The sequence below is a fragment of the Gordonia sp. CPCC 205333 genome, assembly GCF_048537885.1.
GTDB lineage: Bacteria > Actinomycetota > Actinomycetes > Mycobacteriales > Mycobacteriaceae > Gordonia.
This window is the reverse complement of sequence record NZ_JBCLVI010000002.1, coordinates 867,854-886,096: the sequence shown is the minus strand read 5'-3', so window position 1 is coordinate 886,096 and position 18,243 is coordinate 867,854. Positions and strand designations below refer to the sequence as shown.

The 18,243-nt window shown below is 62.0% G+C and carries 14 protein-coding genes; 7 read left to right on the top strand and 7 right to left on the bottom strand.

Annotation, left to right across the window (positions count from 1 at the left end; genetic code table 11):
• Positions 1-120 precede the first annotated feature (120 nt).
• A complete protein-coding gene (gene leuS / locus AAFP29_RS09825; RefSeq protein WP_419217147.1) occupies positions 121-2,982 on the bottom strand; it encodes a leucine--tRNA ligase in 2,862 nt (953 codons plus the stop codon).
• 47 nt (positions 2,983-3,029) lie between these two features.
• Between leuS and AAFP29_RS09820 the strand changes: the two genes are divergently transcribed.
• Entirely contained in the window at positions 3,030-3,527 is a 498-nt protein-coding gene (locus AAFP29_RS09820; protein WP_419217146.1) for an SdpI family protein, read from the top strand.
• A gap of 3 nt (positions 3,528-3,530) precedes the next feature.
• Entirely contained in the window at positions 3,531-4,496 is a 966-nt protein-coding gene (locus tag AAFP29_RS09815; RefSeq protein WP_419217145.1) for a bile acid:sodium symporter family protein, read from the top strand.
• Here the strand turns inward: AAFP29_RS09815 and AAFP29_RS09810 are convergent.
• Positions 4,493-6,466: a CocE/NonD family hydrolase gene (locus tag AAFP29_RS09810; RefSeq protein ID WP_419217261.1), complete on the bottom strand. Its 1,974-nt coding sequence runs from the start codon at positions 6,464-6,466 to the stop codon at positions 4,493-4,495. The two genes, AAFP29_RS09815 and AAFP29_RS09810, sit on opposite strands and share 4 nt — an antisense overlap.
• A gap of 156 nt (positions 6,467-6,622) precedes the next feature.
• On the opposite strand from AAFP29_RS09810, the gene AAFP29_RS09805 reads away from it, so the two are divergent.
• Both AAFP29_RS09805 and AAFP29_RS09800 read left to right on the top strand, forming a co-directional pair.
• Entirely contained in the window at positions 6,623-7,243 is a 621-nt protein-coding gene (locus AAFP29_RS09805) for a TetR/AcrR family transcriptional regulator (RefSeq protein ID WP_419217144.1), read from the top strand.
• Between the two features lie 9 nt (positions 7,244-7,252).
• On the top strand, positions 7,253-7,912 hold the full coding sequence (locus tag AAFP29_RS09800; protein WP_419217143.1) for an enoyl-CoA hydratase-related protein: 660 nt from the start codon (positions 7,253-7,255) through the stop codon (positions 7,910-7,912).
• On the opposite strand, the gene AAFP29_RS09795 is transcribed toward AAFP29_RS09800, so the two are convergent.
• Complete coding sequence (locus AAFP29_RS09795; protein WP_419217142.1) at positions 7,899-8,492, bottom strand: YqgE/AlgH family protein; 594 nt, start codon at positions 8,490-8,492, stop codon at positions 7,899-7,901. The two genes, AAFP29_RS09800 and AAFP29_RS09795, sit on opposite strands and share 14 nt — an antisense overlap.
• Before the next feature lie 48 nt (positions 8,493-8,540).
• Between AAFP29_RS09795 and AAFP29_RS09790 the strand changes: the two genes are divergently transcribed.
• A complete protein-coding gene (locus tag AAFP29_RS09790; RefSeq protein WP_419217141.1) occupies positions 8,541-9,857 on the top strand; it encodes an MFS transporter in 1,317 nt (438 codons plus the stop codon).
• 4 nt (positions 9,858-9,861) lie between these two features.
• A complete protein-coding gene (locus AAFP29_RS09785; protein WP_419217140.1) occupies positions 9,862-10,815 on the top strand; it encodes an NADPH:quinone oxidoreductase family protein in 954 nt (317 codons plus the stop codon).
• Here AAFP29_RS09785 and AAFP29_RS09780 read toward each other — a convergent pair.
• Complete coding sequence (locus AAFP29_RS09780; RefSeq protein WP_419217139.1) at positions 10,725-12,044, bottom strand: MFS transporter; 1,320 nt, start codon at positions 12,042-12,044, stop codon at positions 10,725-10,727. The genes AAFP29_RS09785 and AAFP29_RS09780 overlap by 91 nt on opposite strands.
• A 44-nt stretch (positions 12,045-12,088) precedes the next feature.
• On the opposite strand from AAFP29_RS09780, the gene AAFP29_RS09775 reads away from it, so the two are divergent.
• On the top strand, positions 12,089-13,513 hold the full coding sequence (locus AAFP29_RS09775) for a recombinase family protein (protein ID WP_419217138.1): 1,425 nt from the start codon (positions 12,089-12,091) through the stop codon (positions 13,511-13,513).
• A gap of 37 nt (positions 13,514-13,550) precedes the next feature.
• Here the strand turns inward: AAFP29_RS09775 and AAFP29_RS09770 are convergent, their stop codons facing one another.
• The 3 genes from AAFP29_RS09770 to AAFP29_RS09760 form a co-directional block, all read right to left on the bottom strand.
• Entirely contained in the window at positions 13,551-14,336 is a 786-nt protein-coding gene (locus AAFP29_RS09770) for a hypothetical protein (protein ID WP_419217137.1), read from the bottom strand.
• Positions 14,337-15,386: 1,050 nt separating this feature from the next.
• Complete coding sequence (locus tag AAFP29_RS09765; protein WP_419217136.1) at positions 15,387-16,757, bottom strand: replication initiator; 1,371 nt, start codon at positions 16,755-16,757, stop codon at positions 15,387-15,389.
• Entirely contained in the window at positions 16,754-18,139 is a 1,386-nt protein-coding gene (locus tag AAFP29_RS09760) for an FtsK/SpoIIIE domain-containing protein (RefSeq protein ID WP_419217135.1), read from the bottom strand. The genes AAFP29_RS09765 and AAFP29_RS09760 overlap by 4 nt, the downstream gene beginning before the upstream one ends.
• Positions 18,140-18,243: the final 104 nt, after the last annotated feature.

Sequence of the window (18,243 nt, the reverse complement as noted above, 5' to 3'; positions counted from 1 at the left end):
TCGAGGACCATCAGTACGTCGAGGAGGCCACGGTTGCCGGCACCGAATCTTTTGTGGCACAACGGCCCTATCCGGTGGAGATCACACCAGTAGTTCTCCTCGGTCCGTTCCGCTAAGCGACTAAGGCACCACATTTACCATTCGACCGGGCACCACGATGACTTTGCGTGGCTCACCGTCGAGTAGCGGCGCGATTTTGTCATCAGCGAGTGCCGCCGCACGGATCGTCTCCTCATCGGCATCGACTGCGACCGTAATCCGGCTGCGGACCTTCCCTTTGACCTGAATCGGTATCTCGATGGTTTGCTCAACCAGCAACGACTCGTCGGCCACCGGGAAAGGACCGCGGACCAACATACCGTCGTGGCCAAGTCGCAGCCACAGTTCCTCGGCGATATGTGGTGCCAAGGGAGCCAACATTGTCACCAGCGGTTCGACCGCCGCCCGCGGTGCGCCACCGGGGTACTGCTTGGTCAGGTGATTGGTGAACTCGATGAGTTTGGCAACCGCCGTGTTATTGCGCAGTGCCGCATAGTCTTCGCGCACTCCGGCAATGGTCTTGTGCAGGAGCTTGAGGGTGTCCTCGGATGTATCGACGTCGGCGACGATCACCTCCCCCGAATCCTCGTCGACGACCAGTCGCCAGACCCGCTGCAGGAAGCGTTGTGCGCCAACAACATCCTTGGTCGCCCATGGCCTCGACTGATCCAGGGGCCCCATGAACATCTCGTAGACACGCAACGTGTCCGCGCCGTAGTCGCGAGCGATATCGTCGGGCGCGACGGAATTCTTCAGGGACTTGCCCATCTTTCCGTACTCCTGCGTGACGGGCTTACCGTCGTGGAAGAACTCGCCGTTCTGCTCGGTGACTTCTTCGGCCGGCACATAGACGCCGCGCTCGTCGGTATAGGCGAACGCCTGAATCATGCCCTGGTTGAACAACTTTCGGTACGGTTCGACACTCGTGACGTGGCCGAGGTCAAAGAGCACCTTATGCCAGAATCGCGAGTACAGCAGGTGTAGTACCGCATGCTCGACGCCACCGATATACAGGTCCAGACCGCCAGGGTCCTTTTCACCGAACTCGGCCGGGCGCGGGCCCATCCAGTACGCCTCGTTCTCCTTGGCGCAGAATTCGGATTCATTGGTCGGATCGATATAGCGCAACTGGTACCACGAGCTGCCGGCCCACTGCGGCATCACATTCGCATCGCGAGTGTAGGTCCGCGGTCCGTCGCCGAGATCCAGTTCGACGCTCATCCACTCGGTTGCCTTGGCCAGCGGGGGAGACGGCTCGGAATCAGCGTCATCGGGATCGAAGGCAACCGGTGCGTAGTCCTCGACCTCGGGCAGTTCGACCGGCAGCATCGACTCCGGCAGCGCGTGCGCATGACCGTGTTCGTCGTAGACGATGGGGAACGGCTCGCCCCAATAGCGCTGCCGCGCGAACAGCCAGTCCCGGAGTTTGAAAGCGACTGTGCCCGAGCCACTTCCGTCCTGCTCCAGGCGCTCGATGATCGCCGCTTTGGCGGCGTCGACATCGAGACCGTCGAGGAAGTCGGAGTTGACCAGGGGACCGTCGCCGATGAACGCCTCGGCGGCGATATCGGTATCGGAGCCGATGACCTCGACAATGGGCAGGCCGAACTCGGTAGCGAACTCGTGATCGCGGCCGTCGTGGGCGGGCACCGCCATAATCGCGCCGGTGCCATACCCGATCAACACGTAGTCGGCGATGAACACCGGGACCTGTTGTCCGTTAACTGGATTCGTTGCGTAGCCGCCGGTGAAGACGCCGGTCTTCTCTTTGTTCTCCTGACGCTCGAGATCCGACTTCGCGGCGATGGCGGCACGATAGGCGGCAATGGCGGAGGCCGGGTCCGATTGTCCACCAGTCCATTTCCGATTCACGCCGGCGGGCCATGTGGCTGCGACCAACTCATCGACCAGCGGATGCTCCGGCGCGAGAACCATATAGGTCGCACCGAACAGGGTATCGGGACGAGTGGTGAAGACTTCGATCGAAGTGTCCGCGCCGGGTACCGGAAAGTGCACCCGTGCACCGCGCGAGCGTCCGATCCAGTTGCGCTGCATGGTCTTGACCTTCTCCGGCCAGTCCAGCAAGTCCAGATCATCGAGCAACCGATCGGAATACGCGGTGATCCGCATCATCCACTGTCGCAACCGCTTGCGGAACACCGGGAAGTTGCCGCGCTCGCTACGACCGTCGGCGGTGACCTCTTCGTTGGCCAGCACCGTGCCGAGTCCGGGGCACCAGTTGACCAGCGAATCGCTCTGGTACACCAGCCGATACGAGTCGACGACAGCCGCGCGCTCGGCGGCATCAAGCGAATCCCACACCCTGCCGTCGTCGAGTGTCTTTGCCCCGGAATCGAATTCGGCGATCAACTCGTCTATCCGCCGCGCCCGCTGCTGCGCCTCGTCGTACCAGGCATTGTAGATCTGTAGGAAGATCCATTGTGTCCACCGATAGAAGTCGATATCGGTGGTGGCGACGCGACGGCGTTCGTCGTGGCCCAGACCCAACCGCCGGATTTGCTCCAGGTAGCGCTCGATATTCGCCTCGGTTGTCGTCCGGGGGTGCGTGCCGGTCTGTACCGCGTACTGCTCGGCGGGCAGGCCGAACGAATCGAAGCCCATCGTGTGTAGCACGTTGCGGCCATCCATCCGGGCATACCGCGCGAAAACGTCGCTGGCGATAAAGCCGAGTGGGTGCCCGACATGCAGACCCGCACCCGAAGGGTAGGGGAACATATCCTGGACGAAGAGCTTGTTCGCTGCCGCGTCAACGCCGCCGAAGGGTTCCAGATCCCCCGCCAGCGGGCCAACCGGGTTGGGAGCTTCGAACGCCTTGCGGGCGGTCCAGGTTTGCTGCCACTGCTGCTCGAGAGCGCCGGCTACGTCGGCGGTGTAGCGGTGGGGCGCGGTGGTCGCGGCGTCGGGGGAGTTCGATCCAGTCACCCCACCAGCGTAAATCGTGCTCGGATTGACGAAGTATGGTGGGCATCGTGAGTGTTGTGTCTGTTGTCGTCGCCATCATCGGTTTCGCCCTCGCGGCGCTGTGGTGCGCGGTCGGCGTCGCCGGCCTGTCCGGACGGTTGGGGCGCAACAAATGGCTTGGCGTGCGTGCCGACGAGACGATGCGCTCGGCGAAGGCATTCGAGGTCGCCAATCGAGCTGCCGGTCCCGGAATGCTGGCCGCTGCCCTCATCACCGGGGTGGGCGCCGCTCTTAATCTCGCGGTCGGTGGAGTCTGGGGACTCGTGTTCGCGGTGTCCTCGATCGTGGTATCCCTGCTGGTTATCGGCATTGTCAGTGGGCTGGGCATCCGGGCCGCGGCAGCCGCGCCCAGTGACGACGAATCGACCGGCTGCGGGTCGGGATGTAACTGCGGCGGCGACGAGCCGGTGATCGAAGATGCCGATCCGGCGTCGGATTGCGGTCAGTCTTCGTGTGGCTCCTGTGCGCTGTCCGGCCTATGCACCAACGAGGCTGCCCAGGCGTAAGAGATGAAACGCCTACCCATAGATGGGTTTGTACTAGCGATCTTCGCGGCTGTTCTGGTCGCTGCCGTCTTACCGGCGCGGGGCGCCTTCGCCGACATTCTCGATGGAGTCGTCGTCGCGGCCATCGCGTTGCTGTTCTTCCTTTACGGCGCTCGCCTCCATCCCCGTGAAGCCCTCGCGGGGCTGGCACACTGGCGACTGCATCTGACGATCCTCGCCTTCACCTTCATCGCTTTTCCCCTCATCGGGCTCGCCCTGAAACCAGCACTCACGCCGATCATCGGGTCAGATCTCTATGCGGGCGTGCTATTCCTTTGCCTGGTTCCATCGACGGTCCAGTCATCGATCGCATTCACCTCGATCGCAAAAGGCAACGTTCCCGGAGCCATCGTCAGCGCATCCGTGTCGAACCTGCTCGGCGTGTTTCTGACGCCACTGCTGGTGGTCTGGCTGATGAGTTCGTCGACCGCAGGTCTGCATATAGACGCCTCATCGATTCTGAAGATCGTCGCCGAGATCCTGGTGCCATTCATTCTCGGCCAACTCGCTCGGCCAGTCATCAGTAATTGGATGTCGCGCTATGCCGAGCCGACCAAACTGGTCGACCGAGGGTCGATCGTGCTGGTGGTCTACGCGGCGTTCAGCGAAGGTGTCGTCAACGGCATCTGGTCGAAGGTCGACGCCTGGCAGGTCATCGCGATGATCGTGTTGGCATTCATCATGGTGGTGGTGATGCTTGGCGTCACCCGCTGGGTGCCCGAGCGGATGGGTTTCGATCGTGCCGACATGATCGCCATTCAGTTCTGTGGCACCAAGAAGTCACTGGCCACCGGTCTGCCGATGGCAACGGTGTTGTTCGCCGGTTCGACGGTTGGCCTAATCGTGTTGCCGCTCATGATCTTCCATCAGATTCAGCTGATCATTTGCGCGTGGTTGGCAACCCGATACAGCCGTGAAGCTGTCGCCTAGCGCACCAATGGATCGGACACCGGAATGTTCACAAAACTCGGCCGGTTGGGATCGAGCTGAATATGCTGCGGCCGTAGGCCCGTCTCATTCAGCAAGGGCCGCAACGGAAGTCCCCTCGGCAAGTTCATCGCATATACGTCAATACGAAGTCGATGACCCGGTTTGAGCATGGCCTCGGTCGGCAGTAGTCCGATATCGAGTGACACCGCCCGACCGGGCTTGGTGCGCTGCCTCGACTCCAAAGTCATCGTGTAGAACGGGTCGATGACGTCGCCGTTGTCCGCGTAGCCGCTCTGCGACTTGTCTACCGCCCGCAGTGAAGCCATCACCTGGCCGGAGCTGATCGGTCGCGACGACCCATCCGGGGCGACATCGGTGAGCATCGCGGTCCAATACCCATCAGTGGCGTCCATCACCGCATTTAGGTGCAGGTTGACGTACCCCGACAGCGTCCGGGTCTTCGTTACCGGAGCCGTCGTGAAGGTCAACGCGTTATGCTCGGCGACTCGATTATCCTTGCCGCAGAAGGTGAATAGCGCCGTCGCCCCCGCGGTCTGTTGTGCCGAGTCGCGGGAACAGAGCGTCAGCACTCCGGGAGAAATCGTCAGGCGCCCACGAGAATTCGACTTCTCGGGACTAAGGCTTCCATCGCGCACCGCGTGTGGAGCAGTCCGCGAGGAGCGATCGGATAGGTAGAGTCGCTGGCGCGTCATCCCCGCGCGCGGGAACTGCTTAGCGGTGATCCACTTGTTGCCCTGCTGAAAGAGCGTTGCCGGGCCGTAGGTGTCGACGCCGTTGTCAATCCCCTTGAGCCACTTGTCGTACCAAGCCTTGGCGAGGACATCCAGGCGCGGCGGTTTGCCGTATTCGCCGAATCCCATTCCCGGTGTGCCGTGGTATGTCTCGCCCATGATCAGTTGCTTCTGGCCAGGCGGCAGTGGAATCTTGTTGTACATCCGCACTTCGGAGTTGGTGAACAGATCGAACCAGCCGCCGTAGATCATGGTCGGAGTCTTGATGCGCTCGGCATGGTCCTGCCAGCTGCGACGTTCTTCGGAGTTGGGCGAGAGCAGCTTCTTCAGATCCGGTGGAATCGACTTGATATCCGGGGTGAACAGCGCCGCGAACAGCTGCGGGAAGAAGACGAACGGGTCAGATATCCTGCTGGCCAACCACTTCCAGTCGAATGTGCCGGTAAACATCGACTTGACGTCGGGCACGAACTTGAGTCCGTTGACCGCGAGCAGCCAGTTCGGCAGGAAGCCGAATCCCAATGCGCCACCCGGCGCGACGATGTCGCGGATGAGGTCTCCGCCGGGTTCGACCGGCATGATTGCCTTGAGCGCCTTGGGATTCTTGTTAGCCGCCTGGATCTGGTTAATGGCGGAGTAGGACACGCCACTCATCCCGACCTTGCCGTTAGACCATCGCTGCTTGGACGCCCAGTCGATAACTTCGACGGTGTCCTTCTGTTCGCGCTCCTGGAAGACATTCCACACGCCTTGGGAGAAGCCGGTGCCCCGAACGTCGACCACAACCTGGGTGTAGCCGCTGCGAACGAGATCAAGATCAACCGAAAATGACCGGAGGCCACCACCTTTCGCGGCCTTGGCGAATTCGGTGACGCCGTCGATCGGCGTGCCGCTGAGATTGATCATCGACGCGATCTGCATGACGAACGGTTCGAGGATTGGGTTCTGCAGGGCCGCGGTGGCCACCGCGGCCACAAGTTTGGTGTACGGCGTCATGTTGACGATGACGGGAGTCTTCGTCGACGTCGGCCGTTCGGCAGCATCGCCGGGACGGTAGATATTGGCCTTGAGAATGGTGCCATCACTCATCCGGATCGGCACATCCCAGTCAACATGGACGCCGGCGTACGGATGCGGACCGTCGTGAGAGCGGGTCCATTCCCGTGGGGAGGCCGCCCCGGCCGTTCCCGGTTGGATCAATAAAAGTATCGACGCCATCAACGTCGAAATGATCAGAGCAGCGCGCATCCCTGGAACCCGACTTTCCATCCTGAGCATTAGCTGAGATATGAACTGCGGAACATAGTGCCTTACTAGTGGGTCAGATCACAAGAAGGTATAGTAATAGAGCGGCCGCTCTGTTATTGTGGCCGGGTGCCGCGGCCCCGACTACATGACCTCGACGAGTTGATGGACGCAGCCGAGAAACTGGCCGTCGAATCCGGGCCAGCCTCGGTAACGGTCCGGGCCTTGTCGCAGGTCACCGGCGCTTCCAATGGTGCGATCTACCATGCGTTCGGATCCCGGTCCGGACTGTTGGGACACGTCTGCCTACGTGCCGCGCAACGCTTTCTCGATCTACAGCGAGCGGCGGTCGATCAAGAGACAAATCCCATCGACGCTGTCATCGCGGCAGCCGGCAGCCCAGCCGAATTCTCCATCGCGTTCGGGACTTCCGGGCGATTTCTCTTGACGGTCGACCGTGCCGAACTACTTGGCTCACGAGAAATGCCAGCCGACGTCGCCGCACGATTGCAGGCCCTCGAGAGCACCCTCACCGAGCTGTTCATCCGACTCGCGCAGGCGATGTGGGGGCGCGGCGACCGGGAGGCGGTAGCCGTAATTCGCGACTGCGTCGTAGAACTACCGACCGCCCTACTACTACGTCGCGACCGACCACCCGACGCCGCGGCACGTGCACGCCTGGGCGCCGCGGTACGAGCAATCCTGGCCCTGGAACCACCCGCCCCAAAACCGAGAAACCCCAACAGATAGGACCAAATCATGGCGCCGACCGTTGCCTACCGAGACACGATCGCACTACTCACTCTCGGCGACGACGAGAACCGTTTCACTCCCGACTGGCTCGACCAGGTCAACGCGCTACTCGACGAAATCGAAGGCAGCGCCCAGGGCCTGGTCACCGTTGGGACGGGGAAGTTCTACTCGAACGGTCTCGACCTGGAGTGGCTGCTTGCCAACGGTGACCGCAGCCAGTGGTACGTCGGACGGGTGCAGGAGTTGTTCAACCGGATTCTCACCTTCGGGCTACCGACCGCGGCGGCGGTAAACGGCCATGCGTTCGGCGCCGGAGCGATGCTCGCGATCGCACACGATCACCGAGTGATGCGTGTGGACCGCGGCTACTACTGCTTCCCGGAAGTCGATATCAACATCCCTTTCACGCCCGGCATGGCGGCGCTGATTCAAGCGAAGCTCAGTCCCCGCGCGGCGCTGGACGCGATGGTCGGCGGACATCGCTACGGCGGACAGCAGGCCACCGACGTTGGTCTGGCAGACACGGCGGTCGCCGAGGCGGCAGTCGTCGACGAGGCCGTCGAGCGGTTGGCGACACAGCTCGGAAAGGACCGAGGCACGGTGTCCGCGATCAAGGCGACGATGTACGCATCGGTCACCGAAGCGCTGACGATCAGTTCCCCATAACGTCGTCGGGAAAGGTCGCCAACAGGGGCAGCGGCCAGGGCTGCCGGCGCAGCACCGACGACCACACGTCGACAGTTGCCGGCGCGGTGATGTCGCGCGGCAGCCCCGACGCCAACAACCAACTGTCCTGACCCAGCTCGTCGTCGAGTTGACCGCTACTCCACCCCGAGTACCCGGCGAATAGCCGCACGCCCTCAAGGATTTCGGCGAGTTGCTCGGGGTCGGTGTCGAGATCGACCAGTACGACTCGGCCGTCTACTTGTCGCACGCCTTCGATCAGCCCGGGATCGACTCCGGGCTTGAGTACTCCCAGACACAGCGCGGAATCCTGCTTAACCGGCCCGCCGATGAACAGTGCTCGCGGACTCGCGGCCAAGTCCGTCCAGCGTGGCAACAGGTTGTGCACGGCGGTCTGACTCATCTGGTTGAGAATCACGCCGAGACTGCCCTCGTCGTTGTGTTCGATCATGTAAATCACCGAACGCGCAAAGATGGACTCGGTCAGCGTCGTCGATGCGATGAGCAACGTCCCAGCTCGCACCCGACGTTGCGCTGCCACGAAGTCGTCACCGCCGCTCACGAAACAATCATGGCATGCGCATCGCCGCGAGGTCGGTAGTCTTGTGCAGTGAGATCCCGATCCCCATCGTCGCCATCGGCAATAGGGATCTTTCTATCTTCGCTCACCCACTCACCCGGCCTCGGTCGGCTACTCGCTGTCCGGCTGACAAGTCAGATCACCGACGGTGTCTTCCAGGCCGCATTGTTCACCGCGATCCTGTTCAACCCCGAACGCCACACCGACCCACTCGCCGTCGCGGGCGGGTTCGCGGTGCTCCTACTGCCGTACTCGGTCCTGGGGCCATTCGCCGGAGCGCTCCTCGATCACTGGGATCGCCGTTCAGTCCTGGTGTACGCCAACATCATTCGGGCCGCGCTGATCGCAGTCGTCGCGGTAACGGTGGCAACCGGCGCACCGCAAACCGTAGTGCTGATCGGTGCCCTGGTGGTGACCGGTGCCAGTCGCTTCGTCAATTCCGGCCTGTCCGCGAGTCTCCCGCATGTCGTCAGCAAGGACGTTCTGGTGGCGATGAACTCCCTGTTCACGACGTTGGGAGCGGGCATGCTCGCGGTGGGGGCCGGCATCACCGTCGGCCTCCGAGCCGTATTCGGCGACGACAACACCGGCAGCGCCGAAACGACGATGGCCGGCGTCGTCTGCGCGCTGATCGCGGCGTGGATCGCCCACCGATTCCCGCGCAAAGCTCTCGGACCAGACATCCCCGACGACGCTGGACATTCCGCTCTACACGCGGTGTCGGTGGGTCTGACGCATGGTGGCCGAGCGGTCGCCGCGCACCGAACCGTCGGAGCCGCGCTATCGGCCATCGGCGCTCACCGACTCGTCTTCGGCATGAATACGTTGATGCTGTTGGTACTGATCAAACACCAGGGTCTGGGCAGCGGATTCGGCGATATCGCGGTGATCGCCGCCTGTACCGCCGCGGGGGCCTTCGTCGCGGCAGTGACTACGCCGCTGTCCGTTGCTCGGGTCGGTCGCCGCAACACGATCCTGCTGGCGATGGCTGTCGGTGTGATCGCGCAGCTCGCCCTCCTCGGACTCGCGCCGATTGCGGTGGGTATCGCGGCGGCGATACTCGGCCTCGTCGGCCAAACGGCCAAGCTATGCGGCGACGTCGCGATGCAGCTCGACATCACCGACACCGTTCGAGGCCAAGTTTTCTCCGTACAAGACGCTGTTTTCAATATCGCGTACGTCGCGGCAATCACCATCGCCGCCTTGACAATTCCCGACGACGGTCGATCATCGCTTCTGATTTTCTTCGGTGCCGTGCTCTACGTCTGCGGCGGGCTAGCGACCGTCGCGTTGTATCGAGGCATTCGACATGCGCCCGATCAGGCGGCGCCGGCTGCCCTAGGGTGAAGGGATGCGTGCCATCCACATCAGCAGTCTCGACGGTCCGTCGGCAATCGAATTGGTCGACGTATCCGCACCCCACGATCCCGGGCAGCTCACTATCGAGGTGAAGGCCGCAGGCGTCGCCTTCCCGGAGTTGTTGCAGACCCGCGGGCTCTACCAGATGAAGCCGGATCTGCCCTTCATTCCCGGCGCCGAGGTGGCAGGTGTGGTGTCCTACGCGCCGCAAGGTTCAGGGTTCGCGGTCGGCGATCGGGTCGCCGCGCTCCCCCTGCTCGGCGGGTTCGCCGAGGTTGCGCTTGCTCGTCCCGATCTGACGTTCAGGTTGCCTGACCAGGTGAGTTTCGTCGAAGGTGCGGCGTACCCATTCAATTACGGCACTTCGTATTTCGCCCTCATTGAGCGCGGTCACCTTGAGCCGGGCGAGACCGTCCTTGTCCACGGTGCGGCTGGCGGTATTGGTACCAGCGCCATTCAGGTGGCCAAGGCTTTCGGTGCCGGTCGCGTCATCGGGGTGGTGTCTACCGACCAGAAGGGGGCGGTCGCGATCGCCGCCGGTGCCGACGAATACGTTCTGGCCGAGGGCTTCCGGGAATCGATCGGACGTGAAGTCGATATCGTCGTCGATCCGGTCGGCGGTGATCGCTTCACCGATTCGCTCCGCACGCTCCGCGAGCACGGCCGGCTACTCGTCATTGGGTTCACGGCGGGCGATATACCGACGGTGAAGGTAAATCGCTTGCTGCTCAACAATATTGGGGTAACGGGTGTCGGCTGGGGTGCGTTCGCCCTATCGCGTCCGGGACATATCGCCACCGAGCTGACGGCGATGGAACCTCACCTGCGCAGCGGTGCGCTAAAGCCCGTCGTCGGTCAGACTTTCGGTCTTGAACAGGCCGTCGATGCTCTGGCCAGCCTGGAGGGCCGCACCGCCACCGGAAAGGTCGTGCTGACGATCGGCTGAGCGCAGCTCGCAACTCCAGCGACTTCGTCGGGCTCGACGAACTCATCGATGTGGTCGCGATTCCGTGGCGTTCGGCGTGCCCGCCGCCCGACCAGCACAGCGCTGATCGCGGCGAGTACCACCAGCACGATCACGTAGACCGAGTAACCGATATACGTTGTGCGCAAACCGAAGTGGCCGGTCGCCGCGCCCGCGATCACGGCTGGGATGGAGAAGCCCAGGTAGCTTCCGACGAAGACCGCGGCGAACACCCGCCCGCGTTCTTCGCGCGGCGTGGCGGCTCCCAGTAGGGCCACGACCGCGACGAACGCCGTGCCGAAACCGATTCCCGCGATTCCGGATCCGACGAGGTAGACCGGCGTCGACGCCGACAGTGCACCACCCAGCGTCGTCAGCACCCCAACGAATAGGGCCAACAGGCCGACCGCACGCTTAGGCCCGGGATCCATCGAGCTGGTCGTGACCGCAGCCACCGCAGCGACGATAAAGAAGACTCCCAGTGCGGCGCCGGCCGCCGCATGATTGGTGATACCGAGGATTCGGGCAACCACCGACGACCCGAGCGAGAGTTGCATGCCGCCCAGTGACCAGGTCGCCAGCATCACCGGAACACCCGCGAAGAACACCGGCGCGACGGCTGAAGGCACCGATGCACGCGGTGCGATTGTCGTCGCTAGGTGCCGCCGGTCGTCGAAACCGACCCGTGGCGACGTCTCGGGGAGCCAGAGCACTACCAGCAGCGCGCCGGCCAGCGCGATCGCGGTCAGCACGTAGATGATGACTCGCGGGTCCGGGACGTACTCGACGAAGATTCCGGCGACGATGACGCCGGAGGACAGACCGATGCCGGGCGCGGCGCCATTGGCCATCGCGCCGGTCTGCTCATCGGGCTGCAGATCGAGCATGGTGGCGCTCAGCGCGCCGAGAATGGCGCCGGTGGCGATTCCCTGAAGTACTCGTGCGGCCATCAACGTCCCGACGCCGTCGGCGAACGCGAAGGTCACCATCGCGAGGATCAGGACAGAGATGCCCGCGAGGAGGACCGGACGTCGGCCGATGTGATCGGAGATAGACCCGACGGTGAGCAACATCGACAGCAGCGCGATCACGTAGACGGCGAAGATGAGCGTGAGCGTGAAGGAGGAGAATCCCCAAAGTTGTTGGTACAGAGGATATATAGGGGATGGTGCGGCCGAGGCGAATAGCACGAGCGCGGTAATGGCCGCCACGCACCAAAATGGGAGATTGCTGTGTTGTTGTTAAGGTGACCACTATGACTAACGGTAGAAGCCTGGTGCGTTCGGCTGCAGTGTATGCCCGTATCTCACAGGATCAGGACGGCAAAGGTCTTGGCGTGCAACGACAATTAGAAGACTGCCGACTGTTGGCTGCCGAGCGCGGGTGGGTGATTGGGCGGGAGTATGTCGATAATGATGTGTCTGCGTATTCGGGCAAGGTGCGGGTTGCGTACCGGCAGATGGTGGATGATCTTGCTGCCGGGGTGCGTGATGGGGTGATTGTTTACAACTTGGATCGTCTTCATCGTCGGCCGGTGGAGTTGGAAGAGTTTGTCACTTTGTGTGAGGCCGCTGGTGTTCGGGAGGTGGCGACGGTGACTGCGGATATTGATTTGGGTAATGATGATGGGTTGTTCATGGCCCGGATTTTTGCGGCGTTTGCGGCGAAAGAGTCAGGCCGGCGTTCGGCAAGGATTACTCGTAAGCTTTTGGATAATGCGCAGAAGGGGTTGCCGCATGGTCCGTCGCGGGCGTTTGGCTACGAGTTGGGTAATGCGAGTATTCGGGAGTCGGAAGCTGTTGTGGTGCGGCAGGTGGTGGCGCGCGTTATTGCGGGGGAGTCGGTGGGGTCGTTGACTCGCTGGTTGAACGAGACCGGCGTCCAAACGGTGCAGGGGAATGCGTGGATGACTTCGTCGTTGCGGCATATGGTGCGTTCGGGGCGGATCGCGGGGTTGCGGGAGCATCATGGGGAGGTGGTGGGTCCGGCGGTGTGGGAGGCGATCATCACTCCGGCTGAGCGGGAGCAGGTGTTGGCGGTGTTTGCGTCGAAGGCGCGTGCGAACAAGCGGGCACCGCGCACCTATGTTTTGTCGGGGTTGTTGCGGTGTGGACGCTGTGGGAGAACGTTGTTTTCGCAGCGACGGTATGACACCCCCGGTCATACTCGCCGGTATGTGTGTAAGGCGGGCCCGGACTTTGCGGGGAGTTGCGGACGGTTGACTGTGGTTGCTGATCCGGTCGAACAACTGTTGGTTGATGCGGTGTTGGCCCGCCTGGATTCCCCAGCCTTGCGTACAGCGTTGGCGGGTAAGACTATCCAGAACCCCGATACTGCTGCGTTGAGCGCCGCTATCGCAGCAGGTACTGCGAAGCTCGAAGAACTGGCCGGTTTGTATGCGGAGGATCAGATCAGTGCGCGGGAGTGGATGGCCGCACGTAATCCGATCGAGGCGCGTATCGACCGGGCGCACAAGGACATTGCTGCGGTGACCGCCGACGGGCCACTCTACGAACTACTCGGCACCGGGGAAAGTCTGCGCACCCAGTGGGAAGAGTTGTCGATCGAGCGTCAGCACGCCATCGTCGCCACTGTCCTTGACCACGCGGTCATCACCCCCGGCGCCAAAGGGGCCCGCAGTTTGGATATCAACCGCGTCCAACCACAATGGCGACTCTAACATCGGTGCTGTGATAACCGTGCTTTATTGTGGGGTGTCATTTTGTGCTGAGACATCCGTTTGATATCGCGGCGAAAGCGTAGAGGCAGCCGAGAATGATACCGCTGGCTTCAACAATGGTCAGTTCGGTTACCCCGTAGTCGTCGAGGGGGGTGTGGGTTGGGTCGAGGTGATCACGCATGATTTGGCGGGTGATCTTCAGTGGGCCAAAGTTGAACATGGTGTCGGGGAGCCGGAAATGGGCGGCGGGATCGAAGGTGTCGAGGAACGCGAAATTTACGCGGCTGGGAAACACTCGTGGGTAACGTTGACGTAGAAGTCGGTTGGCTTCGGTGGCGAGGTGGCGGGCCAGGAGATCACCGAGGCCGTTGTGAAAGACCGCCATTAACGTGTCTTCGTCGGCGATGTCGGGCAGGCCGATCGGTGTCATCGGCTCACGTAAATGTTGCTCCATCACGGCGGTAGTGTTGACGAATATCTGGCCGACTTCCACGGCGATCTGCCCTGGACGATTCGAAATTGGTGCTGAGGCGGTGGGATCGACATCGCTGATGAGTCGCTCCACATCGGAAACCTCGAACAATGCGAAATCAGGTTCGGAACAGGGCATCCAGTGGTGGGTGGCAGCGAATCTGGTGATGTCCGCGGGCACACTCGCCGGTACAGGTTGGGGAAGTTGGACTTTGATCGCTTCGGGCACATACAGGGTAACCTTGGCCCCGTAGAGGTCTTCCAGACTCCTGACGAACGTGCTCTCCGATGTGTTGTTGGCGGTGCTTTCCCCGACGAACGAACTTGATCTGCGATACCAGAATGTTCCCATCAATATCCCTTATCTTTGAGCTAGTTGGCTGGGCTATAGCCAGCCTTTGAGTTGTAGTGCGTGCCTAGTTGCTTCCCAGATGGCACGCGATGTGAGTTGGGCTGATGCTTCGTTGATTCGGGATCGTAACCATGCCAGGGAGGTGTGCACTCTGCTGTTGTCGACATTGCCCGATTCTGCTGCGTCGGAAAGTGTGTGGGCCACTTGCGTGGCGATACGCCGAGTCTCGGGATCGAGAGCGGGTGTGTCTAGTTGTATTGCATAGGCAATGTCGGCAAGGTCAGTTCCCGATACATTGATGCTGTCACCATTGTGATTCCCCTGTATTTGTTGTGTTCCTGAACCCGAGTTCACAGACGCCCCCGGGCTACCCTCTACTCGTATCGTTGGCTCTTTCACCGTTGCTAACTCCCATCCATTAGTTGTCAGTGATACGCGTGGTCGAAGTGATAGCAATTTGTTCACCAGTGTCCAGTCATGCAAATATATCCATCCCTGGTTCATCATCCATACAAGAAGTTGGTTGCTGGCGTTGCTATCAACGCCTATCCGTGAGAAATACTTGTCCACAGTTTGGGGGTACTCAGGTCGTGGAGAGCCGCCGCGTAGATCCGCCAACACGGCCCTGCCTAGGTGTTCAAGTTGCGGTTCAGAAAATCGCGGCGTGGTATAGATTCGCCACCGCCACATTGATAGTGCCAGCACCGCTACTGTGATTGGAATCAGGTACCACGCGAACGATTGCACTAGCCACTCCCGGTGTTAGGGGCATCACATTCGTGACGCGTTGAGAGCGACATTACCTGCAAATCTCAAATGCTGCCGCGACGCTGCGAGCGTGGTCTTGCCCCGTGGTGGTTTGTGGTTGCGTGGGTCAATTCTTTAGGAGTGCGGTGATGTGGGTGAGGGTGGCGGGGTCGGTGATGGTCAGCGGGACACCTTGTTGCCTGCAGGATTGGGTGAGCCATTCACGAAACGCCGTGTCGGGCGCGGTTGTTGGTTCTGTGGTGGGCGGCGGGTTTTGGCGACGATGTGCGGGCGTGGTGGTGGTCATGGTGAACCGGCCGGGTTGGGGTGTTGGTGTCGGGCGCGAAGTTGGTCGTGGTGGGCGCGGGCGGCGGTGAGGGTCAGTTGGTAGTCGCCGTGGGTGTGGTGTCCTGATGCGGCGAACGACCATGGGCGGCAGTCAGCCTCGGTGTCGAGGTTGGTGTTGTCGGTGTCAGGTTCGCCGGTGGGGTGGTGCGCTCGCCAAAGGGCGCGGATGGCGCGGAGGTGTCCCATGGTGGTGGAGTAGCGGCGGGATTTGGTGGTGACGTGTCCGCGATAGCCGAGGGTGTGCAGTTTGGTTGCCATCGCGGCGTAGTGCTCGGGTGCCTGGTGGGCGAGGTTGATGATGGTGTGCCACAACGCGTAGGCGTGTGGTGTGAGTGTGTCGGTGATAGCGGGGTCGCCGATGGCGTGGGGGCTGATCGGTTTGGGGGTGATGCCGGTGTCAGCCACCGATTTGGTCACGTATTTGGCCAAGTATCCGGCGATCTTTCGGCGTGTGTTGGTGGGCATGGTGGTGTCGAGGGGTTGGACGTCGGTTTGGGTGCCCAAGCGTAGGGTGCGGGTGCCTTCTGCTCGGGTGGGGTCGGGGACGGTCAGGGTGATGTCGCGGGCTGCCTGTGCGGCCAGTACTGCGAGCTGGCTGCTGTTGATGACCGGAGGTGGTGGGGTTGGGGGTTGATCGGGTGTTGTTGGGGCGTCGAGGCGGATGATGGCGTGGTAGTGCGGGATGAGTCGGGTTTGGTTTTCGTGCACTTTGAGGAATGACACCCGCACCGTGTTGCGCGGCAACCCGTGATCGGACAGGTGTGTGGCGACCAGGCGGCGAAGGCGGATGGTGTAGCGCCGCCACAAATCTGGGGCCCACCACGTAAACAGGACATGCCCGGTGTAGTCGTATAAGTCTGGCTGGACGGGTTGCCCCGCGTGGGTGCGGTGTTCGGGCGGGTGGACTTTGCCGTAGGAGGGCGCAGTTAGGGTGAGGAATGTTTGGGGGTGGGTAGTAATGGTTTCGGGGATGTTGTGGTAGCCGCCGCATAGTCCGGCGTGCACTAGGTGCCAGGTGTCGGCGGCGTACAGGCGTGAGCAGGATGTGCAGACGGCGGCGCGGCGGTTTCCGCAACGCACCATCAACCGATCCTGTGTTGTAAGGCCGTGTCCTCGGTGCAGGTGGATGGGTTGTAGACAGTAGCCGCTGGCGCGCACACTATTCCACCAGTGTGGATAGCTCGGGTGCGTAGCGCGGGCCACCATCTCACCAATCACCCCGTCGGCGAACATCGTTTGCGTGGCTCCGCCGGTGAGGATGTCCGCTGGTAGGGCTGCGCTCAATAGTGTTGTGCCCGTGCCTGTTCGGGGGTTGGTGGTGGTCATGGGTTCGGGTATTCGCGGGTGCCGTACGTACGGTTGAGGGTGTTGATGTGGGTGTCGGTGTAGTGGAAGGCGCGCACCAGGGTGGGGGCGGCGGTGCCGTCGAGCAAGATGTAGCCCAGGCCGGGGAGGTGTTCGGGTAGGTGGTGGGCTAGTGCGCCGCGGTCGGTGGCGCCGGGTCCGAGGATCATGGTGGTTTGGGTGGATTCGGCCATTCGTAGGGCGATTCGGGTGGGGAACAATTGCCGTAGGGGTACGACGTCTTTGGAGGGGTCTTGTACGGCGGCAACCACACTGACGCCTACGGCACGCCCTTGGGTCAGGAGCAGGCCGAGGTGGCGGTCGATCTCAGTTTTGAGTTTGCGGTCGGCGAACACCGTCAACGCAGCTAACTCGTCGACGATGACCACAATCAATGGTTCGTCGGGGGTGGGGGTGTGTTGGCGGGTGGTTCCGCGTAGGCGTTGGGCTCGGTCGGCCATGATGTCGGCGGCATCGGTGAGCATGGTGGCGATGGTTTCGGCGGTGTAGGCGAACCTGGCGTACAGGTCCGCCCCGGCAGACAGTTCCATGCCGCCTTTGGGGTCAGCGACCCACAACGCTGTGTGACCTGTGGCCACTGATGGTGCCAGTGCGCCGATGATGGACCACAGCACTGAGCCTTTCCCGGCTCCGGTGACCCCGCCGATCAGGATGTGTGCTCCCAGTATGTGCAGCAGCCACGGCCGGCCGTCAGCGCATGCGCCCACAGCTAGCCCGGCCGACAGGTCCGAGGTTGTTGAGGAGTTGTTCGCGTGTGGGGTTAGTGGTTGGGTCAAGGGTTGGTGGCGGTGAACGGTGAGTTCGATCTGCCCTGGTGATGTGCGGGTGGCGGTCACCGACAATGCCTCGAAGGCATCAGCGAGTGCGTCAAGCTCGCTGTGAAAGTCGGAGACGGGTTGCCCACGCGCTGGTATCACCGTGAGCACATCGGCGTCGGCACCCAACTCGACCGACCTCAACGTGGGGACGATGACGCGGTCACCGCGTGTGCGCGAGAGTCTGCAGTCGATGCAGATGGCAGCCCAGGAGCGATACCTTCGCCACACCACCCACCGCCCACGCATGATGCCGACAGTGTGGCGGGCCAACGACGCCCGATCAGCAACACTCCACCCACACATAAGGGCGGCATACGCGCCGGTGGCGGCGACCATCGTCCCGCCGCCATAAAACCAGCCCAACACACCAATACCGATAGTCGGGAAAGTAAGCACGGGCAGTCGCCACACCCACCGGGCAGTGAACCCGATGAGCCGCCACACCCACCCGACAAGGGATGTGACAAGAGCGTCAAAGAACGTGTCAGCGGCAGACCCGCCCGAGTTGTGTTGAGAAGAATTCATAGCGAAAGTCCTTAACTCGCAAAGAAGATGGAAGAATGAAGGAGGGTGGAGTAGCCGGATTTCGGGGTGAGGCGAGAACATCACAATGACGATTGGTTCTCGCC

Bases quoted from the DNA above. Each gene is read 5' to 3' on its own strand.
- AAFP29_RS09765 (WP_419217136.1), bottom strand. From the start codon at position 16,757: ATGACCACCACCAACCCCCGAACAGGCACGGGCACAACACTATTGAGC.
- AAFP29_RS09785 (WP_419217140.1), top strand. From the start codon at position 9,862: ATGCGTGCCATCCACATCAGCAGTCTCGACGGTCCGTCGGCAATCGAA.
- AAFP29_RS09810 (WP_419217261.1), bottom strand. From the start codon at position 6,466: ATGGCGTCGATACTTTTATTGATCCAACCGGGAACGGCCGGGGCGGCC.
- AAFP29_RS09800 (WP_419217143.1), top strand. From the start codon at position 7,253: ATGGCGCCGACCGTTGCCTACCGAGACACGATCGCACTACTCACTCTC.
- AAFP29_RS09760 (WP_419217135.1), bottom strand. From the start codon at position 18,139: ATGAATTCTTCTCAACACAACTCGGGCGGGTCTGCCGCTGACACGTTC.
- AAFP29_RS09770 (WP_419217137.1), bottom strand. From the start codon at position 14,336: ATGGGAACATTCTGGTATCGCAGATCAAGTTCGTTCGTCGGGGAAAGC.
- AAFP29_RS09775 (WP_419217138.1), top strand. From the start codon at position 12,089: ATGACTAACGGTAGAAGCCTGGTGCGTTCGGCTGCAGTGTATGCCCGT.
- AAFP29_RS09815 (WP_419217145.1), top strand. From the start codon at position 3,531: ATGAAACGCCTACCCATAGATGGGTTTGTACTAGCGATCTTCGCGGCT.